The 14,596-nt window shown below is 36.4% G+C and carries 19 protein-coding genes; 1 reads left to right on the top strand and 18 read right to left on the bottom strand.

What is annotated here, in order from left to right; translation table 11 throughout:
• The first annotated feature begins 242 nt into the window (after positions 1 to 242).
• Positions 243 to 1,529, top strand: coding sequence for an aspartyl protease family protein (locus tag QUH73_RS07150; RefSeq protein ID WP_289529753.1), 1,287 nt, complete (start codon positions 243 to 245; stop codon positions 1,527 to 1,529).
• A 228-nt stretch (positions 1,530 to 1,757) separates the two neighbouring features.
• Here QUH73_RS07150 and QUH73_RS07155 read toward each other — a convergent pair whose 3' ends face one another.
• From QUH73_RS07155 to QUH73_RS07235, 18 genes are all read right to left on the bottom strand, one after another.
• On the bottom strand, positions 1,758 to 2,534 hold the full coding sequence (locus tag QUH73_RS07155) for a PRC-barrel domain-containing protein (protein WP_289529754.1): 777 nt from the start codon (positions 2,532 to 2,534) through the stop codon (positions 1,758 to 1,760).
• A 251-nt stretch (positions 2,535 to 2,785) separates the two neighbouring features.
• Positions 2,786 to 2,860, bottom strand: a complete 75-nt coding sequence (locus QUH73_RS20875) for an SHOCT domain-containing protein (protein WP_442913403.1) — start codon at positions 2,858 to 2,860, stop codon at positions 2,786 to 2,788.
• Between the two features lie 12 nt (positions 2,861 to 2,872).
• Complete coding sequence (locus QUH73_RS07160; RefSeq protein ID WP_289529755.1) at positions 2,873 to 3,049, bottom strand: hypothetical protein; 177 nt, start codon at positions 3,047 to 3,049, stop codon at positions 2,873 to 2,875.
• Between the two features lie 84 nt (positions 3,050 to 3,133).
• Positions 3,134 to 3,259, bottom strand: coding sequence for a hypothetical protein (locus QUH73_RS07165; protein ID WP_289529756.1), 126 nt, complete (start codon positions 3,257 to 3,259; stop codon positions 3,134 to 3,136).
• 245 nt (positions 3,260 to 3,504) lie between these two features.
• Positions 3,505 to 3,687 carry a hypothetical protein gene (locus QUH73_RS07170; RefSeq protein WP_289529757.1) on the bottom strand — a complete coding sequence of 61 codons (183 nt, stop codon included), beginning with the start codon at positions 3,685 to 3,687 and terminating at the stop codon, positions 3,505 to 3,507.
• 36 nt (positions 3,688 to 3,723) lie between these two features.
• On the bottom strand, positions 3,724 to 3,879 hold the full coding sequence (locus tag QUH73_RS07175; RefSeq protein WP_289529758.1) for a lmo0937 family membrane protein: 156 nt from the start codon (positions 3,877 to 3,879) through the stop codon (positions 3,724 to 3,726).
• A gap of 30 nt (positions 3,880 to 3,909) precedes the next feature.
• Positions 3,910 to 4,371 (bottom strand): hypothetical protein, encoded by a 462-nt coding sequence (locus tag QUH73_RS07180; protein WP_289529759.1) that lies wholly within the window; start codon positions 4,369 to 4,371, stop codon positions 3,910 to 3,912.
• A 58-nt stretch (positions 4,372 to 4,429) separates the two neighbouring features.
• Positions 4,430 to 4,615 (bottom strand): CsbD family protein, encoded by a 186-nt coding sequence (locus tag QUH73_RS07185; RefSeq protein ID WP_289529760.1) that lies wholly within the window; start codon positions 4,613 to 4,615, stop codon positions 4,430 to 4,432.
• Between the two features lie 413 nt (positions 4,616 to 5,028).
• Positions 5,029 to 6,345 carry an APC family permease gene (locus QUH73_RS07190; RefSeq protein ID WP_289529761.1) on the bottom strand — a complete coding sequence of 439 codons (1,317 nt, stop codon included), beginning with the start codon at positions 6,343 to 6,345 and terminating at the stop codon, positions 5,029 to 5,031.
• A 56-nt stretch (positions 6,346 to 6,401) separates the two neighbouring features.
• Positions 6,402 to 8,642 carry a copper-transporting P-type ATPase gene (locus tag QUH73_RS07195; protein ID WP_289529762.1) on the bottom strand — a complete coding sequence of 747 codons (2,241 nt, stop codon included), beginning with the start codon at positions 8,640 to 8,642 and terminating at the stop codon, positions 6,402 to 6,404.
• Between the two features lie 35 nt (positions 8,643 to 8,677).
• Positions 8,678 to 8,902, bottom strand: a complete 225-nt coding sequence (locus QUH73_RS07200; protein WP_289529763.1) for an SHOCT domain-containing protein — start codon at positions 8,900 to 8,902, stop codon at positions 8,678 to 8,680.
• A 31-nt stretch (positions 8,903 to 8,933) separates the two neighbouring features.
• Positions 8,934 to 9,323 carry a DUF302 domain-containing protein gene (locus tag QUH73_RS07205; protein WP_289529764.1) on the bottom strand — a complete coding sequence of 130 codons (390 nt, stop codon included), beginning with the start codon at positions 9,321 to 9,323 and terminating at the stop codon, positions 8,934 to 8,936.
• Between the two features lie 114 nt (positions 9,324 to 9,437).
• Positions 9,438 to 10,382 (bottom strand): protease modulator HflC, encoded by a 945-nt coding sequence (hflC, locus tag QUH73_RS07210; protein ID WP_289529765.1) that lies wholly within the window; start codon positions 10,380 to 10,382, stop codon positions 9,438 to 9,440.
• 12 nt (positions 10,383 to 10,394) lie between these two features.
• Complete coding sequence (gene hflK, locus QUH73_RS07215) at positions 10,395 to 11,366, bottom strand: FtsH protease activity modulator HflK (protein ID WP_289529766.1); 972 nt, start codon at positions 11,364 to 11,366, stop codon at positions 10,395 to 10,397.
• A gap of 38 nt (positions 11,367 to 11,404) precedes the next feature.
• Entirely contained in the window at positions 11,405 to 11,821 is a 417-nt protein-coding gene (locus QUH73_RS07220) for a c-type cytochrome (protein WP_289529767.1), read from the bottom strand.
• 12 nt (positions 11,822 to 11,833) lie between these two features.
• A complete protein-coding gene (locus tag QUH73_RS07225; protein WP_289530011.1) occupies positions 11,834 to 12,280 on the bottom strand; it encodes a YceI family protein in 447 nt (148 codons plus the stop codon).
• 72 nt (positions 12,281 to 12,352) lie between these two features.
• A complete protein-coding gene (locus QUH73_RS07230; protein WP_289529768.1) occupies positions 12,353 to 14,089 on the bottom strand; it encodes a thiamine pyrophosphate-dependent enzyme in 1,737 nt (578 codons plus the stop codon).
• Between the two features lie 20 nt (positions 14,090 to 14,109).
• Positions 14,110 to 14,424 carry an HPF/RaiA family ribosome-associated protein gene (locus tag QUH73_RS07235; protein ID WP_289529769.1) on the bottom strand — a complete coding sequence of 105 codons (315 nt, stop codon included), beginning with the start codon at positions 14,422 to 14,424 and terminating at the stop codon, positions 14,110 to 14,112.
• Positions 14,425 to 14,596 lie beyond the last annotated feature (172 nt).

The raw sequence follows: 14,596 nt of genomic DNA on the forward strand, positions 1-14,596 counted from the left end.
GAATCATTGTTTATGCTAAATTTGTATATTTAACATTTTCAACAACCTTTCGGTGGGTGTGATCATGCTCATGCAGGGCACACACATCATGCATAAAATAATGGGGGTTTAGTAGTTCTCTGCCCCGCATCAAATTTTGTAACGGCAGACCATAACGACGCCCGCAAACCCCCATCATTTCATACATGTGACCGGTTGACGGTCATTCTAATGCAGACACATTAAAAATGAACAGACAGAAAATGAAATATTTAAAAAATTTAATCATTATAGGCATTCTATTTACCTTGACCAGTTGCGCTAACAAAAAAACTGACAAAATCATAGACAATGAGCTCAATCAATTACTTGAGCAAAAGGACTATTTCAAACTTCGTGAGCGTTTAGAAAGTAATGAAGATAAACTCACAGAAGATAGACTATTATATTATAAGGCTTTTGTTACAAACGCTTTTGGAGAAAAAAAACAATCTAATGAACATATCAATGTTTTATTGGAGAAGTATAAAAATGAATTTAACGACTCGACACTAACAAGCCTATTGGACTTAAAAGCATCCAATTACTTGTATAGCCATGATTACAAACAAGCATCAGCCAGTTATGCAAAAATGCTTAATGACTATCCAAACGTGTTAGACAGTGTGGAGATAGCCAATTGCAAGAATGTGAAAAATCTCTTTGTGACGTTTTCAAACGTAAAGCCACAAATTATGCACAAAAATAGTTTGGTGCAAATAGCTTCTTACAGAAACAAATTCAATCATATAATGACACCCGTTAAATCAAATGGTGTTTGCGAAGACTTTATTTTTGATACAGGAGCGAACTTATCAACCATTGCAGAAAGTCAGGCTAAGAAAATGAACTTAACCTTATTTGAGCAAAATGTTGACGTTGGTTCTTCTACTAAAATTAATGTTCAATCAAAATTAGCAGTTGCCGACAGTTTATATGTTGGTGATATCCTTTTTGAAAATGTGGTCTTTTTAGTTCTGGCAGACGACCAGCTTACTTTTCCTGAAGTTAACTATCAGATACATGGTATTGTTGGTTTTCCTGTTATTCATCAATTAGAGGAAGTTCATTTGCATAAAAATGGAAATATTACTGTTCCAAAATCCCCAAAAGAAAAAAAACTAAAAAATATGGTTCTAGAAGGACTTACTCCAGTTGTGAAAGTAATCTCTGACAATGACACTTTACTTTTTACTCTCGACACAGGTGCAAAAAATTCAGAACTTTCTTTTAAATATTTCAATGAACATAAAAGCGAAATAGAAAATCGAGGAGAATTACAAACAAATGCAAGAGGTGGCGCTGGCGGACGAACAACAGTTAAAGAATATTTGCTCAAGAACTTTCCAATGAAAATTGGCACAAAAAAGACAACACTAACAGAGATTCCTGTAACGCTTGAAGAATATGATTTTAACAAATATTTTGACGGCAATTTAGGTCAAGACATTTTTAATCAATTCAATACATTAATCATTAACTTCAAATATATGTATGTTGACTTTGAGTAGAAAAGAAGAACGAACCGCTAATCGAATAGCCCGCCCCGCTAGTAATCATTAGCAGGGAGAGGCTTTCACACCACTGTACGTACGGGTCTCGTATACAGCGGTTCGTTAAGTTGTGGGGAAATTTTCTTGTAAATATCAAGCATAGATTCATAACCGCGTTTCCGCAATCTTTCAAGCGTAATGGTCGTTCTTAAAATTGGACTCTGAGCCAGGACGGAAGTTGTTTTTTTATTGAGAAGATATTTTGATAACAGGCTCTTCGAACCAATAACCAATGCGTTTATAATGTTGATGCAGTTTAATTTCATATTCCCTGGAAAGCTGAAATTCCTCATTGTATTCCGGAGACGATTTGATGTCTTTACGGGATAGATTGACATAGACTTTATTGTCATTCAAACTAATACGTTCAATCCATTGTGGTGAAACCAAAACTATTTTTCCCGTCCACCAGTTTTTTGTATCAACGATTAAATATCGAATCGCCCATGTTTCTTCATCGATAATAAGCCCCTTAATATGGCCAATCTCGCCATCGTTAGCTTGTAGGTTATAGCCACTCACTTCATTGGTACTGCGCAAACTAGAATCCCACATTTCCTCCTCCTGTATTGCTTTTTCCCATTCTTTACTATCCCGTATAATATTAGGATAATATCCCCACATGTACATGCCGTTCCAATAAGCTGGCCATCTATAATAACCATAATATTCATTTTCAAATTGTCGCGACACTGGTTTGTCGCTTGAGAGAGAAGGACTATCCTCAATTTGTTTCTTAGTCAAATCGATGTTGATGTGTTCTAATTTTTTATTAACCTCAGTAAGCGCATATGGAGAAATCAGTACCTGCCTACCTATGAGCCAGCCTCCCGTATCGGCAATCAAGTAACGAATTGTCCAAAACTTGTCATCGAAGTAGAATTCATTAACCTTGCCTACTTCGCCATCGATACCATTTAATTTGTACCCTTTAAGGGTTTTTGAATTGATTAACATAGTCATCCTCCTTTAAATTTTAAGTTAAATTTTTCCTTTGACTCACTATTTTTTCTATCATCCATTCTTCATGCGGTATAAATGGCACGAACAAGGATATTCTCCACACCTATTCAAATAACCAGAGTATTTGTTTTATTATGCTCTATAATTTGCATATTTCCCTCTATTTGATGGTACGTACATTAGTATTTGGTTCTACTTTAGCAGTTAATGGCAAATAAAGTCCATTTAGAGCTATTTTGAATAATCGTTTTCTATGATTGTTTTTTCTCCTGGTATTCTTCGTTCGTGATTTCTCCTGAAGCAAAACGTTTCTGCAAAATATCCAATGGTTTTTGTAATTAGCCAACTTTTTCAAAATGTTCTTTTACAAATTCATACATCTGATTTTCTGTTAAATTGTCAGTTGTTTCAACGTTAATCTTAATGTTATTAAAATGGCTATCTTCTTTTAATAAGTTGTATAATTCTGTTTTTGCATTGGTCGGTCCAAACAGTAACACTTCTGAATATTCCATTATAACCACACTTAGCCTTTAAAAAAAATCTGAAAGCTGATCTTGATCTGTATTATGTTTCAGACTTTCGTCCATGCCAAAATTTTATTTTTCTCCTTGTATGGAGAGCGATTCTATTGTATAAGAAGTAATTGAATTACTTTTTTCTTCTATTATCTGAGCTTTGGTATGATCTAACCAAACACCAAGTATTTTTTTAGAGATTTTCATCTGTTCAATTTTTTTTGATTTCTGAATGTGTTCAAAAAAATTGAACACATTCAGGAACTCACATAAATAATTTTAGTCTTTTTTCTATTTGATAGTTTTTTATCGAATACTACCCTGATTAGAACAACTAAGCCAGCAGCTGCAAGCCATAAGTGAACACCTGAGGAAGGTTTAAAAATTAGTATCCAGATAAGCACCAATAAACCAGCTATTACATAATAGTAGATTTTTCATGATTTTATACTTTATTGTTCGTTAATAATATTACGTAATTCCTCTTTCGATATACCAAGCTTATGTTCCAACATTTCAATCATCATTTTTTCTTTTCCATCATTGAAACATAAATCTTCTTCGGTTATTTCAGGGAATAATTGCCTAATTTTTTCTTTTTTACTGCTCCAATTACTCTTGCTTATTGTGCCCATTTGTTTTTAGTTTTATGTCTAATGTTCATTCTTTACTTAAAGAATTCTTCTCCCTTGAATTATTCTGAGTATTACTGCAATTACAGCAATAACCAAAAGTATGTGTATAATGCCCCCGGCATTGTATCCAATAAACCCTATCGCCCAAGCGATTAGAAGGATTAAAGCAATTACATATAGTAAATTTCCCATGATTTCTTTGTTTGTATAAATGGATAATAATTATTCTACGTTTTCAACAGTTATATCTTTAAAAGCTTTGCCCAATTCATTCATGTCGTGGTTAAACTCTTTTTTAAATCCATTCCATTTTTCTTGTCCATCATCTTTATAGTCTGCAAGCTTCTTTTTTAATTCCTTGTTTTTTTTCTCTAATTCAACCAACTTTTTATTATAGTCAGCATTAACTTCTTTTTTTTCACTAACTAATCTGGCTTTAAATTCTGCAATGTTTTTTTCCTGAGCAACAATTAACTTTTCTGCTTCTATTTTGAATTGCTCATAGTTACTAATTGTATCTAATCGTATTTCGTACAAGTCCATTTTAGAATCTGCCAAATCCATTTTAGCCTCCTGAACATTATCTTCTGCATTCTTAATTTTTTTAGCTGATGATTGACAACCAAAAAGTATGGTTATTGTTAGCAATAGGATGCTTCCTAAGGCTATTATTGAATTTTTCATAGTTATATTTTTTAATTAAGTTTTTAATGGCAACTAATTATCTGATAAAAAAAGTTTGTTAATCACCATTAATAATTTTGTACAATTCTTCTTTGGTTTTACCCAACTTAATTTGTAGTTTTCCAAGCATTTCCTCTTGTTTACCTTCTTCAAACATTAGGTCATTTTCAGTAAGGAATGCAAATTTCTTTTTAAGTTTACCTTTCTGTTCTTTCCAGTTTCCTTTTAATTCCGTTTTATTCATGTCTTTAAATATTAATTATTGCAACTGGCAATACAGTAGTGAATCAATTTCACCTTACAAAGGTCAGGCTATATGTCATAGAAACCATTACATAATTCTGTTTATTAGTTACATCATTCGCACTTTTACCAATAAATGTTAATGTAATTAACTGTAAATCATATAGCTTACTATGTGGAAATAAAGAGTACAACATTCTGTGTGGGTGAATGTAGGAGTGAGTTTTAAACGGTCCCCAAGATAGTTTTAGAATTTAATCTCCATCGATAAGAAGTATCACGATTGGATGTTCTGCATCTATTAGGCATAGTATTTTAAATATCTTAGTTGATACTCGAAATATTATGCCTAAATATCAAGCAATCAATGAATAAGTAAATCATAGAGGGGCTGTCAAAAAAAGCCCCTTATTTTTATCTAAAAATTTTACCAGAGATTCCCTCTCTGGTTTTATTAACTTTTCTTTTAGTAATGGCTCTTATTAAGAATTCTATTAAAAATGACAGTGCTAATACTCCCACCGATAGTATCAAAATGGTGTACGAATCCTTTATTGAATATTTTAAAAATAAAACAATAACTCCTAGTGTAGTTATTAGAGCTAAAGCAACAAGTAACTTCGATGCTTTAGTCTTATTTATCAACTTCAGATGACCCAGATGCGTTATTGCATGAATAAATAACACAGTAATGGATCCTATGGCCGCAATTTGAAGTAAATCTAAAAATAATATTAACAATGCCGTTAAAACTACACTAACTATAAGGCCTTCTCTGGTTTTTCCAATTGGGTTTGCAAAAAACCCTGGAAGTTCGCCATTTTTCGCCATTTGATAAGCAATATTATTGGTAGCAAATAATACGGCATTTATAGAAGATGAAGTGGCAAATAAGGCTGCTATCGAGATTATTGTAAAACCAAATACTCCAAACGCGGGTCTGGCAGCTTCTGCAAGTGCATAATCTTTAGCTTCAAGAACCTGGTCAACTTCAAGATTGCCAAAAACAGCAAATGCCAGCGCAGTATAAATAACCATTGTTATACCAATTGAAATGAAAATGGCTTTAGTCAGGTTTTTTTCCGGATGAACAATATCCTCTGCAGTATTCGTAATTATTCTAAATCCTTCGTATGAAAAGAAAGTTATAGCAATGCTAAACAATATTTTATTCGAAGATGGATACAATGCCGGTGCCATTAGTTCAGGCTTCATATAGATTAAGCCTACAGTGGCAAAAACAACTAATATAAGAATGGTTATTATAATTGCTACATTCTGAAACTTAACCACTTTTTTAATTCCGAAATATTGGATTGTTCCAAGTAGTGTAATAATCGATAAGGCAAATATGTTAGTGTATATCAGCGATCCTTTTAAATTTAATAAGGCTGCTGCATAACTTCCAAAAGCTTTTGCAAGAAGAGCTAAGGAAATTAATGATGCCAGATACAACATGACACTTATTCCGCCGGTAAAAACATTTACACCAAACGACTGAACTAAATATTCTACTATACCTCCGGCTGCAGGAAAACGCGCTCCTAACTTAGCCAGAGAATATCCACTAATTGCGGCAACAATTCCGCCTAGGATAAATGAAATATAAACCGCTTTCCCTGCAATAGCTCCAGCTTGCCCCATTAGTGCAAATATACCGGCTCCAATCATTGCGCCAACTCCCAATCCAACTGCCGACCATAATCCAATTTTATTTTTTGATTTATCCATTCACTAATTTTTGAAAGATATTACTCTCTTGTTAAGTTTTTCATTGAATTTCCTTATTATTTCTTTGATAAGCGCAATGCATTAGCAATTACCGATACGGAACTAAAGCTCATGGCGGCGGCGGCAATCATTGGGCTAAGTAATATTCCGAAAAAAGGAAATAACACTCCTGCTGCAACAGGAATACCAATGGCATTGTAGACGAAGGCGAAAAATAGATTTTGCTTTATGTTACGCATTACTTTATGGCTTAATTCCCTTGCACGAACTATTCCATTCAAATCTCCCTTAACCAGCGTTATTTCTGCACTCTGCATCGCAATATCCGTTCCTGTTCCCATCGCAATTCCAACATTAGCTTGTTCAAGGGCAGGAGCATCGTTAATGCCATCGCCAGCCATAGCCACAACATGACCTTTTTCCTGTAAATCCTTTACAAATTTGTATTTCTCTTCGGGCATACATTCTGCCTGAAAACCATCGAGATGCAACTCTTCTGCTACAGATTTTGCTGTGAACTGATTATCGCCTGTAAGCATGTGAACTTTTACACCCATATTTTGCAGGTCTTTGATTGCACTGGCTGAGGAATCCTTAATCTTGTCGGCTACACTAACAATACCTTCCACCGTATTTTTAAGTACAAGGTACATTACTGTTTGCCCTGCCAACTGCCATTCTTCAACGATTTTCTTGTTTTTATCGTCAAGACTTACCTCAAAATCTTCCAGTATCCGGTGGTTGCCTAAACCTATTTTTTTATCTTTATAAATGGCTTTTACTCCTTTTCCTGTTAGCGATTCAAATTTATCAAGCGGAAGGAGTTCCAGTTTATTGGTTTTCGCACCAGCAACAATAGCATCCGCTAAAGGATGTTCGCTATTCGCATCCACCGAAGCCGCTAATTGCAGGACTTCCTTGTCGCTGAGTTTTCCAAATGATTTAAAGGCTTTAAGACTTGGTTTTCCTTCTGTGATGGTGCCGGTTTTATCAATAATAAGCGTATCCACTTTGTTCATTTCCTCAATAGCACGGGCATCTTTTACCAACACACCCGCATTAGCCATCCTACCCGAACCTACCATTATGGACATAGGAGTAGCGAGTCCGAGCGCACAAGGACATGCTATAATTAGCACTGCCACGGCATTTACAAAGGCATAAACGTAAGCTGGTTCTGGCCCCCAGATTGCCCAAACAGCAAACGTAATTAGTGAAATAGAAACTACTATTTGCACAAAATACTTAGCTACAGTATCGGCCACTTTTTGAATTGGCGCACGAGAGCGACTGGCTGTATTCACCATTTCGATGATTTGCGCCAGCAGGGTATCACTACCTACTTTCTCGGCTTTCAATTCAAAGGCTGTTTTGCCATTTATTGTTCCACCGGTTACTTTTTCATCTTTTGCCTTTTCGACAGGAATAGGCTCACCAGTTATCATACTCTCGTCAATAACAGCTTCGCCTTTATAAATGATTCCATCAACTGGAATCTTCTCACCGGGTTTTACTTTTAAAAGGTCGCCAACTTTTACTTCTTCCAAAGGAATTTCAATTTCTTCTCTATCTCTGATTACCCTTGCAACGGGTGGAACAAGACCGAACAAAGCTTTGATTGCTGAATTGGTTTTGCTGTGTGCTTTTAATTCCATAACCTGACCAAGTAAAACCAAAGTAAGAATGACAGCTGCTGCCTCAAAATACAGATGAACATTTCCTGTAGCATCTTTAAATTGAGCTGGAAAGATACCGGGCAACAATAATCCAACTACACTAAATAAATAAGCAGAACCTACGCCAAATGATATTAAAGTCCACATGTTGGGTGACCATCGGCGTATGGAACTCCATCCTCGTTTGAAGAAGCTTCCACTTGAATAGAATATTACAGGTGTTGCCAATGCAAATTGAATCCAGTTCCAAACAGATTTTGATGCTATTTTATCAAGATTCAGAAAAGGGATAACATCCGACATAGCGATTACAAAAACCGGAAAACTTAAAAAAAGTGCAATCCAGAATTTCTTAGCCATTTTTTTGTAAGCTTTTTCTTCATCACTGCCTTCTTCGCCTTTCTCCGGCACTAAATCCATCCCACATTTAGGACAACTTCCCGGTTTGTCTTGTGTAACATCAGGGTGCATGGGGCAGGTATATACTTGCTTTGATGAACCAACTCGTTCCTCTTTTTTCAGGTGCATTCCGCATTCCGGGCAATCACCGGGTTTTTCGTAAGTTTTGTCGCCTTCGCAGTGCATGGGGCAAACGAATTGATTCTTTTGATTATTTCCCATTGAATTGGTTTTTACCTGAATTAATTAGTGTTCGTCTATAAAGTATCTTCCTTTTTTATTTCAATCTCTTCTTTGTCTAATTCAGTCTGTCTATATTGTTTCTTTAATATATCTACCGGCCAATTTCTAGACCTTTTATGTGGATAATGCTTTTTATTTATAGCTCTAAATAGTAGTAGGATTAGTACAACAAGTACTATTATTCCTATAATCCAGCCCCATCCAAATCCCATTCCCCAATCATTATTCATTCCATTCATAGCAGCATCCGATTTTAATTAAACAGATATGTTATTTTAATTTATCAATTACGCGTTTCAATTTTTCCTGTATTATTCCTGCAATACCTGTTAGTTTTGGATTATCAATTGCCATCATAGAAGCCACTGGATCTACAGCTGCCACCTGAACCTTATTATTACCAAATTCCTGAATAATCACATTACATGGCAACATAATTCCAATTTTATCTTCTTCTTGAAGGGCTTCATAGGCAAATTGAGGATTACAAGCACCAAGAATTTTATACCTACGGAAATCAACATCCAGCTTTTCCTTTAGCTTATCGTGAATATCTATTTCCGACAGCACGCCAAAGCCTTCAGACTTTAATGCTTCAATTGTAGTTTCAACAGTAGTTTCGAAATCGGTATTCAATGTTTTTTCAAAATAATATTTCATAAGTTTCTATTTTTTAAATTGATGTATAAAAATATCCTTACCAGCATTAAATTAGTACTGTACCGACATTTAAAGCACGCAGCAGTACAAATTTAAATACCGAACAATAATTCTTTACTTCATACTTTTCAAATATTTGAAGAGCTCGTTGTCAGTAGATAAAATCACAGATGTAGTTGTGTCAAATGTTGTTTCGAAAGTTTCCATCGATTTTAAAAAACCGTATAATTCGCGGGAAGTAGATGTTTGGTCATATGCTGAAGCATATATTCCTGCAGCTTTGGCATCGGCCTTTCCTTTAATTTCTTCAGCTTTTCTAAATGCTTCGGATTGGATTGTTTTTAGTTCCCTTTCTTTCTCGCCATTAATACGCGAAGCTTCACCCTGCCCTTCGGACCTAAATTTATCAGCTATTCGAAACCTTTCACTTTTCATACGCTCGTAAACCTGCGCACTAACTTCCTGAACATAGTTAATTCGTTTAAAACGAAAGTCGAGTATGACAATACCAAGATCCTTGGCTTTCTCATTGGCAGACATAAGAATCATACGCTGTAATTCCTGACGTCCGACAGATATCTGGGCAAGCGTATCTGATATCATTTCACCTGTTGCGCCTGAGGAAGCCGGAACCCTGTTGTGAGAACGCACAGCTTCTTCCAGATTATGGGCTGCGATGTAATCTCTGGTTTCACCATCCAGGATATCATCCAAACGGGATTGTGCTCCCCTTTCATTAGTCATTCTCTTAAAAAACTGCAATGGATCTGTGATCTGCCAGCGTGCATAAGTATCAACAAATATGAATTTTTTGTCTTTTGTTGGCACTTGATTCGGATCGCCATCCCACTCCATGTAGCGTTTTTCAAAATAATTGGTTTTTTGTATAAAGGGTGTTTTGAAATTTAGTCCCGGTTCGGTTATAGCTTCTCCCACAGGTTTTCCGAATTGAGTAATAACTACCTGTTCGGTTTCTTTTACAATATATACACTTTGGAATACGACTATCAGCAATATTACCGAGGTGACGATTAAAAATATAAGTTTATTCTTCTTCATAACTCCAACCTGTTATTTGTTTAATTTCATTTGTAATAAGGGCAATACATTGTTTCCTTTTTCATCGATAATGATTTTACTGCCCAACTTTGGTAACACAGAACTCATTGTTTCGAGATAAATTCTCCTTCTAGTAACTTCGGGAGCTTTAATGTATTCTTTATAGATAGCATTAAAACGAGCAACTTCGCCGAGTGCATTATTCACCCGTTCGGTAGCAAATCCTTCGGCCTTTTGTATGGTTTCCTCTGCCTGTCCGCTTGCTTTGGGTATCACCTTATTATACTCCGATTTTGCTTTGTTAATCAAGGTTTCCCTTTCCTGTTGTGCCTGGTTTACTGCATTAAAAGCAGCTTTTACAGGTTCGGGCGGATTAACGTCTTGCAGTACAACCTGATCGATTTTAATTCCAAGTGAATAATCCTTGCATATTATGTTGGCAAGTTCTACCATTTTAGTGGCTATTTCCGTACGCCCTACAGTAAGCACTTCGTTCACAGTGCGATCTCCAACAATTTGTCTGAGTACAGCTTCCGAAACATCACGCAATGTATTTTTAGGATTCCTTACCTTAAATAAATAATTGTAAGCATCATTAATCCGGTATTGTACAACCCATTCCACATCTGCAAGGTTAAGATCGCCGGTAAGCATCAAAGACTCATCTTCGGCGCCAGACCTATTGTATTGAGAATTAACACCCGCGTGCACTGTTCGGAAACCAAACTCCAGCTTTTGTTGTCTTTCAACAGGTACTTTATACACCTGTTCAATAAAAGGTATTTTCATGTTAAGTCCTGGTTCCACTTTTTTCACATATTTACCAAAGCGTGTAATAACACCTACTTCTTCAGGTTCAATCTGAAAAAATGCACTAAATAAAGTCATCAATGAAATAAATAGTATGACGATAATATTCCTGTGCTTCACCATTTTTTTCAAAAGAGGCGATTCAATTTCGTTTGTATTAAAAACATTTTCCATTTATTAAAAGCATTTGATTCATAATTAATTTGAGTTTTCTATTTTGAAAATGTGCGGATATAGTTTACCAACTGCCAACGTTGTTCTTCAGTTAGCATATCCTTGTAAGAGACCATAGGCGGCCTGCCATTTGTTATTTTCCAGAAAATGGCACCATCGGTCTCTTTTTGTACATTTTCTGAGTTGAAGTTGGCTGGTTTTGGATTTAGGGCCACACTTGCAACACCGTCTCCTTTACCCGAGTCTCCATGGCAAACCACACATTGTTGTTGAAATAATTTCTTCCCTGCTTTGGTAGCCTCCTCATTGCCTTTTAGTGGATTAGTTATTTGGTCAGCTTCTTTTGGCGCAACCCAACCGTTGTTTCCTTTTTCCTGAGCAATAGCCTGAGAAGAGATAGCTGAAACAATAAAAATTGTTGCTATCAACGCATAATTTTTAAGTTTTTCCCTCATAATATCTTTTTATTATTTCATTCGGTTAAGTTCCGTCGGAATGTGTATTCGTACTTCATCGCCCACGACCATTGTTGCAGCCCAATTTCCAGTGCCTATGCCGTAACCGGTTCTGTCCAAAGTTGTATCAATTAAAACACCCAAAATAATTGTACCCTTCATCATTAGGTATTCCATTTCTCCAGTAATCTCCAATGGTAACAAAACATCTTTGGTTTTATCCTCAATGGTCAGTTTACCATAAACCGAATATTCCTTTTCCAATTTCTTTTCAATTTTAGCTGGAAAGTCGGGCGACTGCAGGTGTTCGTCCCTTTTCCTGTCATCCGTATTCACACTATTTACTGGAACAGTAAAATTTACTTTACTTGCTTTTAAGTTGTTGGGGTCAAAGTTAATGTTGCCCTTAAAGCTTGTAAACTTTCCGGTAACGGATTTGTTGAATAAAGAAAATTCCAGAACCCATTAAACTATTTTCTTTACTCAATATAAAATTGTAACATGTTTTTGAACGTCCTTTGAAAAATTAAATCATAATACTTCGCCCAAATGCTTATAGTTGGATGAAATAATCTTAAATGCTTCATCCATACGCCCGCTTAACATCATTTTACCCATATATAAAGCAAAACCTTTCATCTGGTCAAATTCCAACTTGGGAGGCATGGCAAGGGCATTCGGATCAGTCTGAATTGAAACCAATACCGGGCCATCATGCATAAAGGCCTTCTCTAATCCTGATTTTACATCATCCGGATCATCAATACCAATACCCGGCATTCCCATTGCTTCCGCTATTTTCAGAAAATCGGGGTTTAACATATCTGTTTCCAGATCGGGAATCCCGGCTACTTCCATTTCCAGCTTCACCATTCCCAATGTACGGTTGTTAAAAACAATGATCTTCACGGGTAATTGATATTGAACAATGGTCATGAGATCGCCCAACATCATTGAAATACCTCCGTCGCCGCAGAAGGCAATAACCTGTTGGTCAGGGCGGGCAAGCGCTGCACCTATTGCCTGTGGCATTGCATTTGCCATTGAACCATGATTGAACGAGCCCAACATTTTTCGCTTGCCTGTTCCGTCAATATAGCGTGCAGCCCATACACAACACATTCCGGTATCAACGGTGAAAATGGCATCTTTGGCAGCCAGTTCATTAATTACAGAAGCGACAAATTCTGGATGAATTTCATTGGTCTTTCCGGTATCCTTTACGTAGGACAGCAAATTCTTTTTGACTTCCTGATAAAACTTTAATTGCAAATCCAGGAAAGTGGCATCTTCCTTCATCTCTACCATAGGCATGAGTGCCTGCAAGGTATCTTTCACATCTCCGCAAAGTCCCAGATCGAGTTTAGCCCTTCTCCCGAGGTTTTCGGGTTTAATGTCTATTTGAACAATTTTATTTTTAACGGGCATGAAAGCTGTATATGGAAAATCTGTGCCTAATAATATTAGTAATTCAGATTCGTGCATGGCATGATAGGCCGATGGAATACCCAACAATCCTGTGAGCCCTACTTCATAAGGATTATCATGCTGGATTGCCATCTTGGCTTTATAGGAATACGCCACCGGAGCTTTTAGCTTTTCAGCCAATTGAATCACTTCTTTGTGAGCTTCAGCAGCTCCAATTCCGCAGAAAACAGTAACTTTTTTATGCGAGTTTATCAATTCTGCCAATTTCACTAATTCGTCTTCTGATGGTCTGACAACAGGCTGGTTCCTGAAAAGTACGGTCGTAGTTGCAGCAGCTACAGCTGGAAGCTCGGTAATATCACCGGGCAATCCAATAACTGCTACGCCTTTTTTATGCACAGCATTTTGAAGAGCTGCCTGTAACATGCGTGGCAATTGTGCAGGCGTAGCAGCTATCTGATTGTAGCAACTGCAATCGTCAAAAAGTTTTATTGTGTTCGTTTCCTGAAAAAAGTCTGTTCCAAATTCTATGGTAGGGATCGTGGAAGCGATAGCCAATACTGAAGCCGATGAACGATGCGCATCATACAAACCGTTTATCAAGTGGACATGCCCAGGGCCACTACTGCCCGCACAACATGCCAGCCCATTCAGTTGAGCCTCTGCTCCGGCTGCATAAGCAGCTGTTTCTTCGTGCCGTACGTGGATCCATTTGATTTTTCCATTGCGATGAACTGCAGCATTTACATGATTTAAACTATCGCCTGTTACTGCATAAATTCTTTGGATTCCAGCCTCTACTAATGTTTCAACCAGTTGGTCAGATATATTATTTTTCATAGTTTATTTATCCTTTATTTTTAATGATTTTTCAAACGACCAGTTAAAGTTTCCAGAGAAGTTTTTAGTTTCTCAATTGCACCAAAAATTGACTGTTCGGGAGTATTTGCATGTTCAGAAACAGCAATTGGTTTCATGCCTTCAAGACGAGCTTCAATTAAACATCGCTTATCGTTAAGCCCGTCTTTGCTGCCATCTTCGTCAGAGAGGTGAATTTCTAAGCGCGATATCTGTGGACTGAACCTACTTATTTCTTCTGATATTAAAGAAGTAAAATAATCTATTTGTTCTTCGCCCAGGCTTATATTATTGTCTGTATTAAATTGAATTTTCATTTTATTATGTTTTAAATGTTTTAATAATCTTCTTTCTCGCCCCTAAAAAGTAACGACAACTTTATTTCATACGGCTTGGTACAGTTTTCTTTATACTCAGCAAAAGCATGCAATTCAGAAATTTATGTAGTTCTGAATTCAAAGTCTGTTAACTCGGGCTTTACTTTTGGTC

The organism is Labilibaculum sp. K2S, assembly GCF_030372765.1.
Lineage (GTDB): Bacteria > Bacteroidota > Bacteroidia > Bacteroidales > Marinifilaceae > Labilibaculum.

Excerpts from the sequence above, each read along its gene's own strand:
- QUH73_RS07200 (WP_289529763.1), bottom strand. The coding sequence starts at position 8,902 with ATGAATGGAATGAATAATGATTGGGGAATGGGATTTGGATGGGGCTGG.
- QUH73_RS07220 (WP_289529767.1), bottom strand. The coding sequence starts at position 11,821 with ATGAGGGAAAAACTTAAAAATTATGCGTTGATAGCAACAATTTTTATT.
- QUH73_RS07165 (WP_289529756.1), bottom strand. The coding sequence starts at position 3,259 with ATGAAAATCTCTAAAAAAATACTTGGTGTTTGGTTAGATCATACCAAA.
- QUH73_RS07235 (WP_289529769.1), bottom strand. The coding sequence starts at position 14,424 with ATGAAAATTCAATTTAATACAGACAATAATATAAGCCTGGGCGAAGAA.
- QUH73_RS07170 (WP_289529757.1), bottom strand. The coding sequence starts at position 3,687 with ATGGGCACAATAAGCAAGAGTAATTGGAGCAGTAAAAAAGAAAAAATT.
- hflC (WP_289529765.1), bottom strand. The coding sequence starts at position 10,382 with ATGAAGAAGAATAAACTTATATTTTTAATCGTCACCTCGGTAATATTG.
- QUH73_RS07150 (WP_289529753.1), top strand. The coding sequence starts at position 243 with ATGAAATATTTAAAAAATTTAATCATTATAGGCATTCTATTTACCTTG.
- QUH73_RS07160 (WP_289529755.1), bottom strand. The coding sequence starts at position 3,049 with ATGGAATATTCAGAAGTGTTACTGTTTGGACCGACCAATGCAAAAACA.
- QUH73_RS07195 (WP_289529762.1), bottom strand. The coding sequence starts at position 8,642 with ATGGGAAATAATCAAAAGAATCAATTCGTTTGCCCCATGCACTGCGAA.
- QUH73_RS07185 (WP_289529760.1), bottom strand. The coding sequence starts at position 4,615 with ATGAATAAAACGGAATTAAAAGGAAACTGGAAAGAACAGAAAGGTAAA.
- QUH73_RS07190 (WP_289529761.1), bottom strand. The coding sequence starts at position 6,345 with ATGGATAAATCAAAAAATAAAATTGGATTATGGTCGGCAGTTGGATTG.
- hflK (WP_289529766.1), bottom strand. The coding sequence starts at position 11,366 with ATGGAAAATGTTTTTAATACAAACGAAATTGAATCGCCTCTTTTGAAA.
- QUH73_RS07175 (WP_289529758.1), bottom strand. The coding sequence starts at position 3,879 with ATGGGAAATTTACTATATGTAATTGCTTTAATCCTTCTAATCGCTTGG.
- QUH73_RS07155 (WP_289529754.1), bottom strand. The coding sequence starts at position 2,534 with ATGACTATGTTAATCAATTCAAAAACCCTTAAAGGGTACAAATTAAAT.
- QUH73_RS07180 (WP_289529759.1), bottom strand. The coding sequence starts at position 4,371 with ATGAAAAATTCAATAATAGCCTTAGGAAGCATCCTATTGCTAACAATA.
- QUH73_RS07205 (WP_289529764.1), bottom strand. The coding sequence starts at position 9,323 with ATGAAATATTATTTTGAAAAAACATTGAATACCGATTTCGAAACTACT.
- QUH73_RS07230 (WP_289529768.1), bottom strand. The coding sequence starts at position 14,089 with ATGAAAAATAATATATCTGACCAACTGGTTGAAACATTAGTAGAGGCT.